The following is a 13,665-nucleotide window of genomic DNA, read 5'->3' as shown; positions in this document are numbered from 1 at the left end:
TCGAATCCGGACCATCGGGCGATGCGTTCACCGTCGGCTCTCCGGCGTCCCGGCGGGCGGCGGCGTCAGCGCACTGACCGACGACACGAGCGTGCGGAGCGAGATGTGCACCATGTCGACGTCGGCGATCGAGAGGGTGATCTCGCCCGCGACCACGACGCCTCCGCCGAGGACGCGGTCCAGGAGATCGACCAGCGCTATCCGACGGTCCGGGGCGGTGCTCATCGGGCGCTCGCCTCCACGGAGGTGAAGGAGTACGGCGGCCAGGGACCGGTGAGCACCAGTTCCACGTCGTCGAACCGAGTGTCGAGTTGCTCGACGGCAGTGACGAACTCGCGGTGGTGCTCGTTGTCGACCAGGAACGATGCATTGAGGATTTCCTGGGAGCGGCGCGAGGACAGATCCGGGGGAGAGGGTGGCTGTCGGGCGCCGGCCACCGCCCACCGCGACAGCTCGGCGAAGATCTCGTCCGCGCGCCGGCCGGCGGCGGATTCGGCTTCCTCCCGGGCGGCCGCCTGCGCGCGCCGCTGCATCAGATACGCCGTCCCGGAAGGTCTGCCGGTCTTCTCACGTGCGTCCCGCGGTTCGGTGCGGGCGCGATCGAGATAGGACCGCACGCCCCATTCGGAGCGATCGGTGATCTGCTCCAATGCCTCACCGAGCTGCTGGGCGTTGTCGCGCAACATCGTTCGCACCCGGTCGTCGTCGAAGTACACCGTCGCCAGGCGCAGCGGCACGGTGGCGCCACCGGCGCAGATCGCGGCGACGACCGCATCGTGACGACGTGCCGTCTCGGCAAGCCAGTCGAGGTCTTCCAGATTGCGGCGCAGCGCCTCCTCGCCGAACGTGTCGAGTCGCACTGTGCCGACGACAGCCGCGAAGCCCGACTCGGTGACCGTGCGCAGTTCCTCGCCGGCCACGCCGCGGATGCCGGAGATTCCGCCGGGAAACGGCCCCTCCGTGGTCACCGCGTATACCCACACGCCGTCGTCAGGGGTCATCGTCGTGCTCCTCCTCGGCGGGGGATTCGGCCGGTTCCACCGCCTGTTGCGGGCCGGTCGTCACATCCGCGATCCGCCCCTCGCCGGACTCGAGAGCCGCGATGCGCGAGCGCAGACGCTCGTTCTCGAGTTCCAGGTCGCGATTGCCTCCCGACAGCCACGGATCGTGTTCCCACCAGTCGATTCCGACCTCGCGCGCAGTTTCGAGCGACGCGATCACCAGGCGCAGCTTGATGGTCAGCAGTTCGATGTCGAGGAGATTGACCCGAATATCGCCGGCGATCACGATGCCCTTGTCCAGGACCCGTTCGAGGATGTCGCCGAGGTTGGCCGGCTCGTGGCCCGCGCCGCCGAGACCCTGGCTGTACTGCTGCGGGTAGTTCGATCCGCCGCTCGACCTCGTCACTGTTGAGCACCCTTCTCGGAGCGACCGCGCGTGTACTGCCGGCTCCTCCGGTAGGACAGCAGCATTCCGTCCATGTCGAGGACGACGACGTAGATGGCCAGGACGTCGGAGGACGACGGGATACGGCGATCCTCGACGACCTCCACCTCGACGGACCACCCTTCGTCGCTCGGCGCGACGGACACCGCTCCGATCGGGGTCCGACCGGTGAGTGCGGCGATCTGCCGAGCGGCCTCGGCGGCCGCCTCCGGTGCGGTCAAGTCGGTGTGGTCGTCCGGATCTCGCGGCCCGGTCATCGTTCACTCCCCCCGCCACGGGCGTCGACGTCCCTGGGGCGCGTGACCCGGTGAAGGATCTCGTCCTCGGCACGGGCGGCTTCGTCCTCCGACATCTGCCCCGAACGCCGGCCCTCCTCGATCACCTCGAGGTCGCGGCGCATCGCGGCGGGGCTCGTCGTCTCCTCCTCGACCTGACGGCGTACGACTTCCCCGATCCACACCACGCCCCGGACCGGGGCCAGTGGGAGCCCGAAGATGGCTGAGAAGAGGCCCATGTCAGGTTCCCGGTGCCCGTGTCTTCACGAAGTCGTATGCGGCCAACGGACCGGTCACCGTAACGTCGATCCTTCCCTGCCATTCGTCGATCAGCGGAGCCACCGCTTCTTCCAACTCGTCCGTCCGGTCCGCGGGGATCAGCACGGCTACGGAACCGGCCTCCTCGTCGTCGGTCGGCTCGCGCGCCGACACGGCCGCGGCGACCGGTTCGACCGCCTCGACGATGCGTTGGGTGTCCTGCTCACGTTTGCCGGTGAGCGCCCGGCTGATCAGCTCACCGAGCGCGAGGCGCTCGTCGCGGGTCACGTCCTCCGTCTGGTCGCGTATGGCCTCGCGCAGGCGTCCGGCCTCGGGGTCATCCGACAAGATCTCCCGCAGGATCGCGTCCTCGACGTACCTGCCCTTGACGACGAACTGAACCATTCCCTCGAGTTGCTCGAGCGCGTCGTGGAACTCGTCTCGATACTGTTCGAGAAGCTCGGAAACCACTGCATCGGTATCGGTGAGCACCGCACCGAAGCGCAACGGCAGCACCGGTGCCGCCGTGACCGTGGCGTCGAGTACAGCCGCGTGGGCTCGAAGATCGTCGGAGCTGCCCAACGGTGAATTCGGATCGATCTCGCTGACCAGTGCGGCGACGTCGTCGTGCGTCACGATCTTCAGTGGCCGGGGTGGCGAGCCGATGCCGGTGGCGTCCTCTTTCACTTCCACGTCCGCGGGCACCAAGCCGTACACGTACACCACCGGGCGCCGTTCTTCCGGCGCGGATTGTTCTTCGTTCATCGCTCCTTGCCTCCGCCGGAGTGTCCGCGATGCTGCTGCTCGCGCTCGTCCTGGGAACCGCCGAGAAAGTCGAGTACCTTCTCGCCGGCCGCCTCGATGGCACCCTTCGTCTTCCCTTCCGCCACGCCCGTGGTCATGTCCTGCACCATGTCTGGCAGGCCCTTCGGCTGGGTCTCCGAGATCTCCAGACGATTGACTGCCTCCGCGAACCGTAGGTACGTGTCGACACTGGCGACCACGACGCGTGCATCGATGGTGACGAGTTCGATGCCCACGAGGGATAGTCGAACGTAGGCGTCGATTACGAGGCCCTTGTCGAGGATCGTGTCCACGACGTCCGCGAGGCTCTGGGAACTCGGGCCGCCCGCGCCACCGCCTCCTTGAACCATGGTCATCTTCCGATCACTCCTCCCGGGACCCGGATTCCGCTTCCTCGCCGTCGTCCGGCTCCTCGTCCTCGCCGTCGTCCGGCTCCTCGTCCTCGCTCTCGTCGGGTTCCTCTACGTCGTCTTCGGGGCCCTCCTCGAGGTCCTCTTCCGGTACCACCTCGCCGTCGTGGATCTCCCCGTGCCAGCCCTCGATCTCCTCCGGATGAAGGAGTGTCTGTATCATGACCTGGCGTCGGAAGTGTTTGAGTTCCAATCGGATTCGGCGTCCCTGGGCGCGCCAGATGTTTCCGGTCTTCTCGAAGAAGCCTTGCGGGTGGTACTCGATCACGACCAGCACCCTGGTGAGGTCGGGGGTGAGTTCGTGGAAGGTGACCGCGCCGTCCAGGTACCCCTTGTCGCCTTTCGAGCGCCAGACGATTCGTTCGTCCTGGACCTGTTCGAGGATGGTGGACTCCCACGACCGGTGGGACCAGAAGACCTGAGCCTTCCATCTCAGCTTCTCGTCGGAGATCTGTTCCACCTGTTCGAGCTTCTTCATGAACCGGGGGAAGTCGGCGAACTGCGTCCACTGGTCGTACACCAGGTCGACGGGTGCTCCGATGTCGATCTGTTCGACGATGTTGGTGATCTTGTCCTTCTTGCCCTTGCCTTTTCCTTTGCCGCCTCCCGTGAGGGCTTCCTTGAGGTCGCGTCCCTTATCCTTGATCTTCCCCGTCACGGACGACATGCCCGCCTTGAGCGCCACTTTTGCGGGGGATTCTCCCTGGGCGAGCCCCGTCACGGCGGACGCGAGACCTCCACTGCCACCGCTCTCGCTGAACTGGTCGAGGTTCCCCACCGTCGAAGAGACGGTATCGGTCAGCGACTTGACCCCCTTCTGGGCGACGGCGCCGACGAGATGCTGCAGGGACGACTTGAGTTGCTCCGCGCCGACCGCGGGCCCCTGCTCGTCAGTCCCCTCTTTGGTTGCAGTCATAGCTCTCACCTCCCGGTACGTCGCACGGGTGCGTCGTCGGCGGACGTCGTGGACCGTGCACGTGTACGCGACTTGGGCTCGGAGTCCTTACGCGTGCGCGGCGTGCTGCGCCGCGAAGGCGAGGTCCGTGAGGCGGCGGATCGGCGACGAGACTCTGCGTCCTCCCGCCCCTCGCCCTGGTCGTCGCTGCCCGTGTCGTCCTCGGGCTCTGTGCGCTTCCTGCGCTGCCGAGGGGCGGGCGGTCGCTCGGACCGGGACTTCGACGCCGCGGATTGGGATGCTTCGGTGTCCTTCTCGTCCTTCTCGTCCTTCTCGTCCGGCTCTCCGTGCTCCTCTTCCTCGTCGCCGCGCGCTTCCTCGCCGCCGAGGAGTCCCTCGCCGACCTTGCCGACGGTGTCGCGGACGTCCCCGCCCACCTTGCCGACGCCCTCGCCCACGCCTGATTCGACGCCCTCGATGCGATTGGTGAGGGCCTCGATCCGGTTGCTCGCGGCGGCAACCGCCGCGCGTTTCGCCGCATCCGTGAGTTCGCCGCGGACGCTCTCGGTGAGTTTCCCGACCTCCGCCGAGTCGCCGAGCCGTTTGATTCCCTCGCGAACCAATTCGCGAGAATTACTGGGCAGACGCCCCGTCGCTCCCGCGCCGGCGAGCATCAGCGCGACCTTCATCTTGCGGGTTCGGCCGAGGAAATAGCCGACCGCGACACCGAGGGCGACTCGCATGCCACCTTTCATGACCGGTTCCTTCGTACAGGGGAGGGACATGCCCGGACCCCACCGGCCCGGATCGACACGCTCCACGTGATCGGATAGCCGCTTCGGCACCCGCGCAAACACGGATCGCGAAATCGCGTACCTGTACCGGGTCGCGGCGAATGACTTGCGGCCCCAGCGGGTACTCGCATGAGAAGCGACCAGGAGGGCGAGATGACCGATCCACGTGCAGCCGACGGACCCGACCCCGACCCCCGCAACACACCGGACCTGGAGTCGGGCGGAGGAGGTGTGCCCGCTGGGTCGACGCCGCCCGCGTCGGGCGGAACCTCGGGGGTGTGGGAGCACGAACCCGACACGCGCCACGGATTCCCGGTGACCGGCACGGCCACGATCATCGTGGTCGCTCTCATCGTGGTGGTCTTCGTTGCGGTGGCGATCGCACTGATCCTGATGGCCACCGGCGTCTGGTGACGCGTGACGACGCGGCGTGACCCGGGGTCGGAAGAGTACGAGCGCGTCAGGATGCAGCCTGTTCCTCGCACGAACCGAGTAGCTCCACGGGTCGACGTACGACGCGCGGGCCACCGCCGGAGTATTGCCGAGTTCGGTCGCGACCGCCCGCATGGCCTGTGCCTCGGCGTGACGTGCGCAGGTCTTCTTTTTTGGGGGGTGAACTGGTCGCCGAGATTCGTGGAAGCGCTCGCCGACGTCGTTCGCTCGCAGGTCGTGCCATCTGTCTGTGTCCCGGTCCGCGAGGAAGCGATCCTCCCAGGGTCGGCCCCGCCCTATCGACCGAGCGACCGGCACCAGCCCGGGCGGTCACTCCTGGCGGCGCCGCGCCTTGCCGCACGCCTGCAGGTGCCCGGCTCGTCGGCGCTGCTGCGGGGCAGTTCGACCGACTCGCTCACGTCGCCGGATACCGTTTCTCCCGCAGCGCTCGCGCGAGGTGTGCCGCGTTGGCGGCCAGAGTCGAGTTCGTCGAGGCCACTGCGTCGGGCACCTCGTCCAGATCGTTGTAGTCCCCGGGAGTCATCGCCTCACCGTTCCAGTACGTGCACCCCTGGGCGGGCACGGAGAAGCCGATGTCGTTCAGTGCCGGGAACAGGCTAGCGACGATGGCGTGCGCGCCGTCCTCATTCCCGACGACGGCAGCGGTTGCGACCTTGTCGAACAGGACGGGACGTCCGTCGTCGTCCGTTTCCGAGAGTTCGGCGTCGAGGCGCTCGAGAACCCGCTTCGCGACGCTCGACATCTGCCCCAGCCACGTGGGCGTCGAGATCAGCACGATGTCGGATTCGAGGACCGCGCGCCGCAGGGCCGGCCACTCGTCGCCCCCTCCCACTGTCCTTCTCGACCCCGGGAGCGACGTGGTGGTCCACGACCCGGATCGTTCGGCCCGAGATGCCGTTCTTCTCGAGTTCCCCCAGGACCTGACGGGCGATCAGATCGCTGCTCGACGGTCCGGGGGAGGGTTTGAGCGTACAGACGAGGGCGAGTGCGGTCGGTTCTGTCATGACCACGAATACCCCTGTTCGGCGATCTCATGCATGCGGCAGGGAATCCGCAAGGTCGGTGTTGACGGCGTTTCGCAGTACGGGATTACGTTACGGGACAGCTCAATTCGACACCGGACTCGACGTCCTTGCCGATGGTGACGTCGTGGTTCTCTGCCTATCCCTGTACAGCTCGGTTTCCGTTCCCGTCTTCCGTACCGACTGGGCGAGCGCCGAACTGTCGAAGTACGCGTGCAACGGTTTCATGGCGGTGAAGGCGTCCCGCACGAACGAACTCGCCGACCTGTGCACCGCGATGGGCGCCGACGTGCCGGAGGTGACCGCCGTGATGGCCGCCTCATCGACGCGCGAAACTCTCGACGCCGCCGCAATGGCTGCGTGCGGATTCTCCTACCGGGGAATCGGACGATGGTAATGGCCGAGTCGCTCACGAGTCGTCGTGCCTTCGCTCCGGAGGGCTACTTCTCAGGGTGAGTTGTTTCTGGCGGGTGATCCTCTCCACGTCGGGTACCCGCCTGATGCGCCGGTCCCACCCCTTCGTCGGACGTGGACGGCTGTTCGTGTTCCACGCCGCTTCGCTGTGCCTCACCGCTGCCGTCGGGATCTCCGGCGCGTGCACGCATGTGCTCGGCGGACTTCGCCTCCCTCTGGCGATCGTCGTACGGGGCACGGCGGCCTCGTCGGAAGACGATCCGTGCCCCCCGGCATCCGGGGACGCCTGCCAGCCCGGTTCACCCGACGAGATCGTGGATTCGTCCTCGAAGGCGCCCTCGCGTCGATGCTTGCCTGCGCTGGGGTCGTCGGCTCCGGTGTCGCGTGAACCCGGGGCTCCTCGTTCGGACTGTGGTTCCTCGCCCAGATGTTCGCCCGGTCGCTGCGTCATGACTGCCTCCTCGATATCCGTCGGGCGGCGGAGTTCCTCGTGCATGTCGAGTACCCATTCGCCGGACTCGCGACACACGGATGTCTCGGGCGTGGCCGCGGTTGACCTTCGGCGATCGCGGGTATTCGGCAAGTGACCGACTCGAAACGGAAGGTGTGGGACATGCCCAGCGATCCTCGGCGGACATCTGCTCGGAAGCGCTCGGCGACGGAGGTGGTGGCTCTGGTGTTCGGCGTCGTGTTCCTCGTCGTCGGAATCCTGGGCTTCATTCCCGGAATCACGACCGACTACGACACGATGACGTGGGCGGGTCATCACTCGGATGCGAAACTGCTAGGAATCTTCGAGGTATCGGTACTGCACAACGTCGTACATCTCGCTTTCGGTGTGGCCGGAATCCTGATGGCACGCAGCATCGGGCTCGCCCGGGTCTATCTGATCGGCGGCGGAGTCGTCTACTTCGCTGTGTGGATTTACGGCGTTTCGATCAACCGAGACGACGCCGCCAATTTCCTTCCGGTCAACGACGCCGACAACTGGCTCCACCTGGGCCTCGCTGTGGTGATGATCCTCATCGGCGGGTTTCTCCCACCGTTGGAGACCCGGAACGCGGAACCGGCGTCGAGGCGCGTGGACTGACCATCAGGTCGGCTTCCTGAGCCCGACGGGGACCCGCCTGAGCGCTGACGTCAACGCTCGAATACCGACCGGTCCGCGAGAACGGCGCTGCCGGTGCCGGCGCGGTCGACCATCCCCTCGGCCAAGTCGAGGACACGTGGACTGCTCGACGCCGATGCGTCGGCTGGAAGCCCCACGCCAGGTGGGCGACCGAGTACGCCTTAGTGAATGGAAGCCTGAGCTGCTCGGCCGGCTCGGGTGCCGCGACGCCCACCGTGTGCGTCGTGTCATCGCCCACGAGGCGAGATGCTCGGTGCATCGCCGAGCGAATGCAATTGACGGTGCATTCCCGAGGCGCTCGGAAGTGAAACGTGCGCGAGTCGCCGACAGGGCGCCGTGCGGGACTGCCGGGTCCGGGAGACCGACGGGATAGATGGTTGGGCGCGCGTCCGTCCGGGTATACGGACCGTGGCCGTCGTCGACGGAAGAGTATCGGGAGGTCTTCGTGCAGGTGCGGGTTCGGAGGGCACCGTCGTGAGCGGCGCGGTTTCGAATCGGGAGCCGCCGGGGGCGCCGCTCGTCGCCATCACGACATTGGCCGAACTGGTCGCCCTCACGGCGTCGACCCACGGCATCTTCCTGCGCTACTCGACCGGTCCCGCCCGCGATGCCGCCGACTGCCGGAGCCGGGACCGGGAATCGGGAATCGACATGCCGGGACTGGTCGTGACACCCCTTGCGCCCGAACCGTGGTGGCCCGGGTCGGCCGAGGAGTGGATGGCACGACGCCTCCACCGCTGTTGTGGTCTCGGCGAACAGGCTCGCGGTCGACAGAGCCCGGAGTCGGACTGCTTTGCCTGGCTGCTGACCGGCACCGTCATCGGTCACAGTCTGGATCTGGAACCACTCGTCACGCATTTCCGTCCCTTGGCGCGAATCCACCCCGCGGTACTCGAGGAGGCGGCCCGCCTGTACGAGCAGCAGTTCTTCCCGTCCACTCGATCCGAGCAGTAGGACTCGGCCGGATCCCATACGCAGTCCCCGAGTTGGAAGGCAATTCCGATGAAGAAGATCATCGCCACCGCACTGGTAGGTGCGGGCGCCGTACTCACGCTGACGGGCGTGCGGAGACGACAACGACGACAGCACCGACACGACGATGCAGACGTCGATGGAGATGCCGGTGACCACGGGAGAACGAGACCGACGAATCCGCCCCCACGTCGGTCACATCGACCGAACAATTGGGGACCTTCGATCAGGCGAAGCTCGATGCGTTCGTGGTCGCGTTCCGAACCGGCTACTCGGATCTCTCGGAGGACCGCGACGACGACAGCATCGAGAACATCGTCATCGCATCGTGCAACGACCTCGCCAACGGAATCAGTGAAGAGCAGGTGGCCGAGAAGGTTCGTGCAGTCGGCGTGAGACGGAATCGCCGGCCAATGGGGGAGTCGGAAGGCCCGCACCCGACCGGAGTCCGCCGAGGAAGGTCTCGAGAGTCTCACGCGGAGTGAACCGCGGCTGCCAGTCGAGGCCGGTTTCGGCCCGCGTGCTGTCCAACAGTGGCAGCTGGAGGACGGTGTCGAGCAGTCCGGGGGAGGCGGGGAGCACCCGAAGGTGCCACGCCAGTGACGTCGCGAGTCGCAGCGCGCGGCGCGGTATCGGAACCGGGCGAGCGCCGAGAAGTTCCGCGAGGTACCGACCGTCGACAGCCGGCATCGACGCCAGGTTGAAGGCGCCCCGGACCGGGCGAAGTGCCGCCCGGACGATCGCCGCCGCGGCGTCGCTCGTGTGCAGGACCTGGGCGTTCAGCCCATCGACCAGCGGGACTGCGGGAACCAGGCCGCGGCGAACCAGACTGCCCGGTACCAGAGGCCCGGCGAACAATCGGCGCTGCTCGGTGGCCGACCGCCGCTTGAACAAGAAGCACGGGCGAATCCGGACCACTCGCGTCTCCGGATGGCGGAGTTCCTCCGCGTCGAGCCAACGCTCGAGGTAGGCCTTCTCCATGGGGTATGCGGCGCCCGGCCAGCCGTGCGTGGGCCAGTCCTCTGCATACACGGATGGCGCCGAGGACGTTGTTGTTCCAGGTGACTTCGGGCCTGTGAGTGGGCTGAAAGAGCCACGCGAGATGGATGACGACGTCGGCGCCGCGAACGAGGCCGCGGATGTCGTCGGTGGTGGTATCGGCCACCACGAATCTCGTTTTCGGGTAGGCCAACTCGGTCGGACGCCGGGCGGCGCCGACGATCTCCCCGATGTGCCCGGCAGTGCTCAGCGCTTCGACGACGCTGGTGCCGACGTTTCCCGTCGCGCCGATGACGACCACCCGTAGAGCCCGATCGGTATCCATGGTCGGGAATTACCCGTTTCCGTCGTCGGTAATCATGCGCCGACGACGTTGCACCCGGAGCGGATCGGTCGGGAGAGGGTGTACTGGTCCCGATGGGGAAGGAACTCCTGAGCTTTCGCCTTGATCCCCTGGACGATGAATCCCCAGCTGTCCTCGTCGCCCGCCAGCACGGCGTGCAGCACCAAACATTCGCGGTCGCGCCTGCTTCTGCGTGCCCGGCGTTTGACACAATCTCCGGCATGCCGTTGATTCAGATCAGCCAGACGCCGGGACTCACCGCCGAGCAGAAGCGCGAGACCATCGCCGCCGTCACCGAGGCGTATGCCGAGGCGACCGGCAAGAACGCCTCCTCGGTGTGGGTCACCATCACTGAGGTGCCGCGCGAGCACTGGGGCGTCGGAGGCGAACCGCTGGGCTGATCTCGCGCTCAGGACCCGTCAGGCGCCGACGCCTCGCTTCTCGGGAGAGAGGCGCAACCGCGGAGCGAAGCGACCCTACGGTTCATTACGTGCCGGATAACCCGCTGGTACAGCAGGTTTCGGATTCCGCTGAGGTTGGTCCCGTGCTTTCGGTAGAACGCGTCCGGATTGTCGTACGTGCCGAGATCGCGGTTCACTCCGGTCTTCTGAATCGCAGTGTCGGTGCCGGTCCACGCGACCGGCGGGTCACCGATGTCCTCGGTCCCTGCACCGAAGCCGAGGAATGCGCCGCCCGACGCGACCGTGTCGCGTAGTCCGGTCAGGTAGTCGGCATCCAGGATGACGCCTTCCAGCTCGACCCACCGGTCTTCGAACCGGACCTCCGCCCAACTGTGGAGGATGTCCCGAGGCGCCAGACGGTAGAGAATTCCGTCGAGGACGCCCTTCTGCAGACTCTTGTCGATGGTCGCCCCGTGGAACCGGCAGGGCACGTCGACGGCCCGCAGTAGGGTCATCAAGAGCGTGGTTTTGGTGTTGCACTGGCCGTAGCCGTCTGCGAGCACCTCGGAGGCTGCCAGTGCGTCGGATGAGTTGTACCCGAAGCCGATCTCGTCCCTGACGAAGTCATAGACCGCGCCGATGCGGATTCCGTGGGGCAGATCGCGCCATCCGCGCTGTGCGATCAGCGCCTGAATCGAAGGGTGGTCGTAGTCGAGGAGGGGGGTGGGTTGCAGTCGAACGTCCATGACCCGAACGTATGCGGAGTGGGCATCGGAAGACTTGAACGTTGCGGCTGACTTTCCCCGCGAGCGCCCCCGGTCAGGAGGTGCCCTCCGGCCACGCGTCGCGGTCGACCGTCATGCCCAGAAGGGCCGACGGGCTCAGACCGAAATTGTTCTTGAACACCCGACTGAGGTGCGAGGAGTCGCTGAACCCGGCCGCCACGGCGGCCTGAGTCAGGTTGTCTCCGAACGTCACTCGCTCGGTCACGGTCCGCAGACGGACCCACAGTGCGTAGCGTCGGAACGGGATGCCCACTTCGAGCGTGAACAGGTGGGTCAACCGCGAGGGGGAAAGGTGCGCCTCGGCGGCCGCGCGCGCGAGCGTGGGCTGTATACCGGGGGTCTGCTCCAGGTACCGCAGTGCCGCGCGCACCGGTTCGGACAGCCGGGCGGGCCGCTGTGGCGTTTCCGGGGTGATGGCCCGAACCAGGCTGTCGACGGCGGTCACGGGGTCCGCGTCGTCGGCGTGCTCGGTGGCGATGCGCTCGAGCACGGCCTCGAACTCCTGGCCGCGGCTTCGCTCACCGATGAGGCCGAGGCCACGACCACGCGGCCCGAACGGCTCGACGAGGATCAGGAGCAGGCGGCGCGAGGTGCAGTGGAGCCGGTGTGGTGCACCGCTCGGAACGATCGCGGCGGCGGTGTGATGGTGGTCGTCTTCGAACTCGAGGACGAAGGGTTCGTCCAGGGAGATCATCACCTGAACGGCGTGGTGCGCGTGCAGATCGGCGTCACCGCCGGCACCACGGTAGAGAACCGCCCCGGGCGTCAACGTGAGCAGGCCGCCCCACGGGAGGTGCGCAGGCGCCGTCTTGTTCATCGACATGGCCGCGAGCGTCGTGTGGCCTGCCCTAGGCCTTGCCGGTGCCCGCGGCGATGCCCTTGTCGAGTTGATCGACGAGCGCCTTGCCCAGCGACGACAACTGGGCCACCTGGGCGGAATCGAGTCCCTCGAACACCAGCGCCTGCACGGTGTCGACGTGTCCGGGCGCGGCCTCGACCACCTTCGCGTAACCCTCGTCGGTCAGGACCGCGAACGCGCCCCGCGTGCCGGTGACGGTTTCGCGGCGCGCCCAGCCCCGCTTCTCCAATCGCGTGACGACGTGCGAGAGGCGCGAGAGCGAGGCGTTGGCCTGCTGCGCCAGTTCCGACAGTCGCAGCCGCCGGTCCGGTGCCTCCGACAGCACGGCGAGGACGAAGTACTCGAAATGCGTCAGGTCGGAGTCACGCTGCAGTTGGGTGTCCAGCGCTGCGGGCAGTCTCGTGACGAGGGAGACGAGGGTTCGCCAGGCGTCCTGCTGGGCTCCGGTGAGCCACGTGGTCTCGGTGTTGTCCTGCGCGCCCATCGGGTCGTTCTCCGATCGCTGAAAGTCGGTGTTCGGGTACCAGCGTGTCAAACGTCCGCCGCGGCCCGCTGGTCGGGGAATAGCAGACGACCGGGCGCGTTCAGTCACATGTTAACTTGAAGCTTCAACAAAGGAGTTCATGTGACCGTCATGCCTGCGATCTTCCTCAGCCACGGCGCGCCCCCGCTGGTCGACAGTGAGCGGTGGGTCCGCGAGCTCACGCAGTGGTCGTCCGACCTGCCGCGTCCCACGGCGATCCTCGTCGTCTCGGCCCACTGGGAATCGGCGCCGCTCACCATCGGCGCAATCGAGACCGGAACGCCGCTCGTCTACGACTTCGGCGGATTCCCGCGCCGGTTCTATGAGGTGACCTACGCCTCGCCCGGTGCGCCGGAACTGGCCCGCCAGGTCGCCGCGCTCATGCCGGACAACGAACCGGTCTACCACCAGCCGGATCGCGGCCTCGATCACGGCGCGTACGTGCCGCTGACGGTCATGTATCCGGACGCGGACGTGCCAGTCCTGCAGATCTCGATGCCGACCCTCGACCCGCAACGACTGCTCGAACTCGGGCGGCGTCTGCGCCCGCTGCGCGAGCAGGGTGTGCTGATCGTCGGTTCCGGCTTCACGACGCACGGGCTGCCGTTCCTGCGGGACCCCTCGCCGGAGGCGACGGCCCCGGGCTGGTCGGCCGAGTTCGACGCGTGGGCGGGGGAGCGGTTGGCAGCCGGCGACGTCGACGCCCTGATCGACTTCCGCGCCCAGGCGCCCGGAATGCCGTATGCGCACCCGACGATCGAGCACTTCGCTCCGCTGTTCGTCACCCTGGGTGCATCGAACGACCCGGAGCAGACGCCGCAACAGATCATCGACGGCTTCTGGATGGGCCTGGCGAAGCGGTCGATCCAGGTGGCCTGACGGG

Annotated in this window: 20 protein-coding genes and 2 pseudogenes; 6 read left to right on the top strand and 16 right to left on the bottom strand. The window is 67.1% G+C overall.

All coding sequences use genetic code 11. The features are described 5' to 3' along the window. Positions 1-27: 27 nt before the first annotated feature. The 9 genes from gvpJ (HUN07_RS15105) to HUN07_RS15065 all read right to left on the bottom strand — a co-directional run bounded on the left by gvpJ (HUN07_RS15105) (position 28) and on the right by HUN07_RS15065 (position 4,873). Positions 28-225, bottom strand: a complete 198-nt coding sequence (gene gvpJ / locus HUN07_RS15105) for a gas vesicle protein GvpJ (protein WP_114722797.1) — start codon at positions 223-225, stop codon at positions 28-30. Then, on the bottom strand, positions 222-1,001 hold the full coding sequence (locus HUN07_RS15100; RefSeq protein ID WP_174910642.1) for a GvpL/GvpF family gas vesicle protein: 780 nt from the start codon (positions 999-1,001) through the stop codon (positions 222-224). Before HUN07_RS15100 ends, gvpJ (HUN07_RS15105) begins: the two co-directional genes overlap by 4 nt. Further along, positions 991-1,407, bottom strand: a complete 417-nt coding sequence (locus tag HUN07_RS15095) for a gas vesicle protein (RefSeq protein ID WP_174910639.1) — start codon at positions 1,405-1,407, stop codon at positions 991-993. Before HUN07_RS15095 ends, HUN07_RS15100 begins: the two co-directional genes overlap by 11 nt. Further along, a complete protein-coding gene (gvpO, locus tag HUN07_RS15090; protein WP_114722800.1) occupies positions 1,404-1,703 on the bottom strand; it encodes a gas vesicle protein GvpO in 300 nt (99 codons plus the stop codon). Before gvpO ends, HUN07_RS15095 begins: the two co-directional genes overlap by 4 nt. Next, positions 1,700-1,960, bottom strand: a complete 261-nt coding sequence (locus HUN07_RS15085; protein WP_114722801.1) for a gas vesicle protein GvpG — start codon at positions 1,958-1,960, stop codon at positions 1,700-1,702. The genes gvpO and HUN07_RS15085 overlap by 4 nt, the downstream gene beginning before the upstream one ends. Position 1,961: 1 nt before the next feature. Continuing rightward, the gene (locus tag HUN07_RS15080; RefSeq protein ID WP_114722802.1) at positions 1,962-2,744 is read right to left on the bottom strand and encodes a GvpL/GvpF family gas vesicle protein; all 783 of its coding nucleotides are present in this window, start codon (positions 2,742-2,744) and stop codon (positions 1,962-1,964) included. Further along, positions 2,741-3,139, bottom strand: a complete 399-nt coding sequence (gene gvpJ, locus HUN07_RS15075; protein WP_114722803.1) for a gas vesicle protein GvpJ — start codon at positions 3,137-3,139, stop codon at positions 2,741-2,743. The genes HUN07_RS15080 and gvpJ (HUN07_RS15075) overlap by 4 nt, the downstream gene beginning before the upstream one ends. Before the next feature lie 7 nt (positions 3,140-3,146). Next, a complete protein-coding gene (locus HUN07_RS15070; protein WP_368077015.1) occupies positions 3,147-3,971 on the bottom strand; it encodes an SRPBCC family protein in 825 nt (274 codons plus the stop codon). Between the two features lie 143 nt (positions 3,972-4,114). After that, a complete protein-coding gene (locus tag HUN07_RS15065) occupies positions 4,115-4,873 on the bottom strand; it encodes a hypothetical protein (protein WP_174910635.1) in 759 nt (252 codons plus the stop codon). Between the two features lie 162 nt (positions 4,874-5,035). Between HUN07_RS15065 and HUN07_RS15060 the strand changes: the two genes are divergently transcribed. Next, positions 5,036-5,296 (top strand): DUF6480 family protein, encoded by a 261-nt coding sequence (locus HUN07_RS15060; RefSeq protein ID WP_147283540.1) that lies wholly within the window; start codon positions 5,036-5,038, stop codon positions 5,294-5,296. Positions 5,297-5,729: 433 nt separating this feature from the next. Here HUN07_RS15060 and HUN07_RS15055 read toward each other — a convergent pair. After that, positions 5,730-6,339 (bottom strand): annotated as a pseudogene (locus HUN07_RS15055) (flavodoxin family protein). 145 nt (positions 6,340-6,484) lie between these two features. Here HUN07_RS15055 and HUN07_RS27635 point away from each other — a divergent pair. From HUN07_RS27635 to HUN07_RS15040, 3 genes are all read left to right on the top strand, one after another. Then, positions 6,485-6,754: a hypothetical protein gene (locus HUN07_RS27635; RefSeq protein ID WP_441346774.1), complete on the top strand. Its 270-nt coding sequence runs from the start codon at positions 6,485-6,487 to the stop codon at positions 6,752-6,754. A gap of 630 nt (positions 6,755-7,384) precedes the next feature. Next, a complete protein-coding gene (locus tag HUN07_RS15045; protein WP_174910632.1) occupies positions 7,385-7,861 on the top strand; it encodes a DUF4383 domain-containing protein in 477 nt (158 codons plus the stop codon). Between the two features lie 513 nt (positions 7,862-8,374). Continuing rightward, on the top strand, positions 8,375-8,854 hold the full coding sequence (locus HUN07_RS15040; RefSeq protein ID WP_254622522.1) for a DUF6098 family protein: 480 nt from the start codon (positions 8,375-8,377) through the stop codon (positions 8,852-8,854). 369 nt (positions 8,855-9,223) lie between these two features. Here the strand turns inward: HUN07_RS15040 and HUN07_RS15035 are convergent, their stop codons facing one another. From HUN07_RS15035 to HUN07_RS15030, 3 genes and pseudogenes are all read right to left on the bottom strand, one after another. Then, positions 9,224-9,904: a hypothetical protein gene (locus tag HUN07_RS15035; protein WP_254623062.1), complete on the bottom strand. Its 681-nt coding sequence runs from the start codon at positions 9,902-9,904 to the stop codon at positions 9,224-9,226. A gap of 40 nt (positions 9,905-9,944) precedes the next feature. Further along, positions 9,945-10,196, bottom strand: a pseudogene (locus HUN07_RS27630) (NAD-dependent epimerase/dehydratase family protein); the annotation flags it as partial. Between the two features lie 32 nt (positions 10,197-10,228). Further along, a complete protein-coding gene (locus tag HUN07_RS15030) occupies positions 10,229-10,378 on the bottom strand; it encodes a hypothetical protein (protein WP_174910631.1) in 150 nt (49 codons plus the stop codon). Between the two features lie 57 nt (positions 10,379-10,435). Between HUN07_RS15030 and HUN07_RS15025 the strand changes: the two genes are divergently transcribed. Then, positions 10,436-10,615, top strand: coding sequence for a tautomerase family protein (locus HUN07_RS15025; RefSeq protein ID WP_114722808.1), 180 nt, complete (start codon positions 10,436-10,438; stop codon positions 10,613-10,615). An 8-nt stretch (positions 10,616-10,623) separates the two neighbouring features. On the opposite strand, the gene HUN07_RS15020 is transcribed toward HUN07_RS15025, so the two are convergent. The 3 genes from HUN07_RS15020 to HUN07_RS15010 all read right to left on the bottom strand — a co-directional run bounded on the left by HUN07_RS15020 (position 10,624) and on the right by HUN07_RS15010 (position 12,743). Next, positions 10,624-11,361 carry a transglutaminase-like domain-containing protein gene (locus HUN07_RS15020; RefSeq protein WP_174910628.1) on the bottom strand — a complete coding sequence of 246 codons (738 nt, stop codon included), beginning with the start codon at positions 11,359-11,361 and terminating at the stop codon, positions 10,624-10,626. Positions 11,362-11,434: 73 nt separating this feature from the next. Continuing rightward, the gene (locus tag HUN07_RS15015) at positions 11,435-12,223 is read right to left on the bottom strand and encodes a helix-turn-helix transcriptional regulator (RefSeq protein ID WP_174910625.1); all 789 of its coding nucleotides are present in this window, start codon (positions 12,221-12,223) and stop codon (positions 11,435-11,437) included. 25 nt (positions 12,224-12,248) lie between these two features. Next, on the bottom strand, positions 12,249-12,743 hold the full coding sequence (locus HUN07_RS15010) for a MarR family winged helix-turn-helix transcriptional regulator (protein WP_114722880.1): 495 nt from the start codon (positions 12,741-12,743) through the stop codon (positions 12,249-12,251). 150 nt (positions 12,744-12,893) lie between these two features. On the opposite strand from HUN07_RS15010, the gene HUN07_RS15005 reads away from it, so the two are divergent. Beyond that, positions 12,894-13,661, top strand: coding sequence for a dioxygenase family protein (locus HUN07_RS15005; protein WP_114722881.1), 768 nt, complete (start codon positions 12,894-12,896; stop codon positions 13,659-13,661). Positions 13,662-13,665 lie beyond the last annotated feature (4 nt).

Source organism: Rhodococcus sp. W8901 (assembly GCF_013348805.1).
In the GTDB taxonomy this organism is placed as follows: domain Bacteria; phylum Actinomycetota; class Actinomycetes; order Mycobacteriales; family Mycobacteriaceae; genus Prescottella.
Note: the sequence above shows the minus strand (reverse complement) of the source record. Positions and strands in the feature narration are given on the sequence as shown.

Excerpts from the sequence above, each read along its gene's own strand:
- gvpJ (WP_114722797.1), bottom strand. The coding sequence starts at position 225 with ATGAGCACCGCCCCGGACCGTCGGATAGCGCTGGTCGATCTCCTGGAC.
- HUN07_RS15100 (WP_174910642.1), bottom strand. The coding sequence starts at position 1,001 with ATGACCCCTGACGACGGCGTGTGGGTATACGCGGTGACCACGGAGGGG.
- gvpO (WP_114722800.1), bottom strand. The coding sequence starts at position 1,703 with ATGACCGGGCCGCGAGATCCGGACGACCACACCGACTTGACCGCACCG.
- HUN07_RS15085 (WP_114722801.1), bottom strand. The coding sequence starts at position 1,960 with ATGGGCCTCTTCTCAGCCATCTTCGGGCTCCCACTGGCCCCGGTCCGG.
- HUN07_RS15080 (WP_114722802.1), bottom strand. The coding sequence starts at position 2,744 with ATGAACGAAGAACAATCCGCGCCGGAAGAACGGCGCCCGGTGGTGTAC.
- gvpJ (WP_114722803.1), bottom strand. The coding sequence starts at position 3,139 with ATGACCATGGTTCAAGGAGGCGGTGGCGCGGGCGGCCCGAGTTCCCAG.
- HUN07_RS15065 (WP_174910635.1), bottom strand. The coding sequence starts at position 4,873 with ATGTCCCTCCCCTGTACGAAGGAACCGGTCATGAAAGGTGGCATGCGA.
- HUN07_RS15060 (WP_147283540.1), top strand. The coding sequence starts at position 5,036 with ATGACCGATCCACGTGCAGCCGACGGACCCGACCCCGACCCCCGCAAC.
- HUN07_RS15045 (WP_174910632.1), top strand. The coding sequence starts at position 7,385 with ATGCCCAGCGATCCTCGGCGGACATCTGCTCGGAAGCGCTCGGCGACG.
- HUN07_RS15025 (WP_114722808.1), top strand. The coding sequence starts at position 10,436 with ATGCCGTTGATTCAGATCAGCCAGACGCCGGGACTCACCGCCGAGCAG.
- HUN07_RS15020 (WP_174910628.1), bottom strand. The coding sequence starts at position 11,361 with ATGGACGTTCGACTGCAACCCACCCCCCTCCTCGACTACGACCACCCT.
- HUN07_RS15015 (WP_174910625.1), bottom strand. The coding sequence starts at position 12,223 with ATGTCGATGAACAAGACGGCGCCTGCGCACCTCCCGTGGGGCGGCCTG.
- HUN07_RS15010 (WP_114722880.1), bottom strand. The coding sequence starts at position 12,743 with ATGGGCGCGCAGGACAACACCGAGACCACGTGGCTCACCGGAGCCCAG.
- HUN07_RS15005 (WP_114722881.1), top strand. The coding sequence starts at position 12,894 with ATGCCTGCGATCTTCCTCAGCCACGGCGCGCCCCCGCTGGTCGACAGT.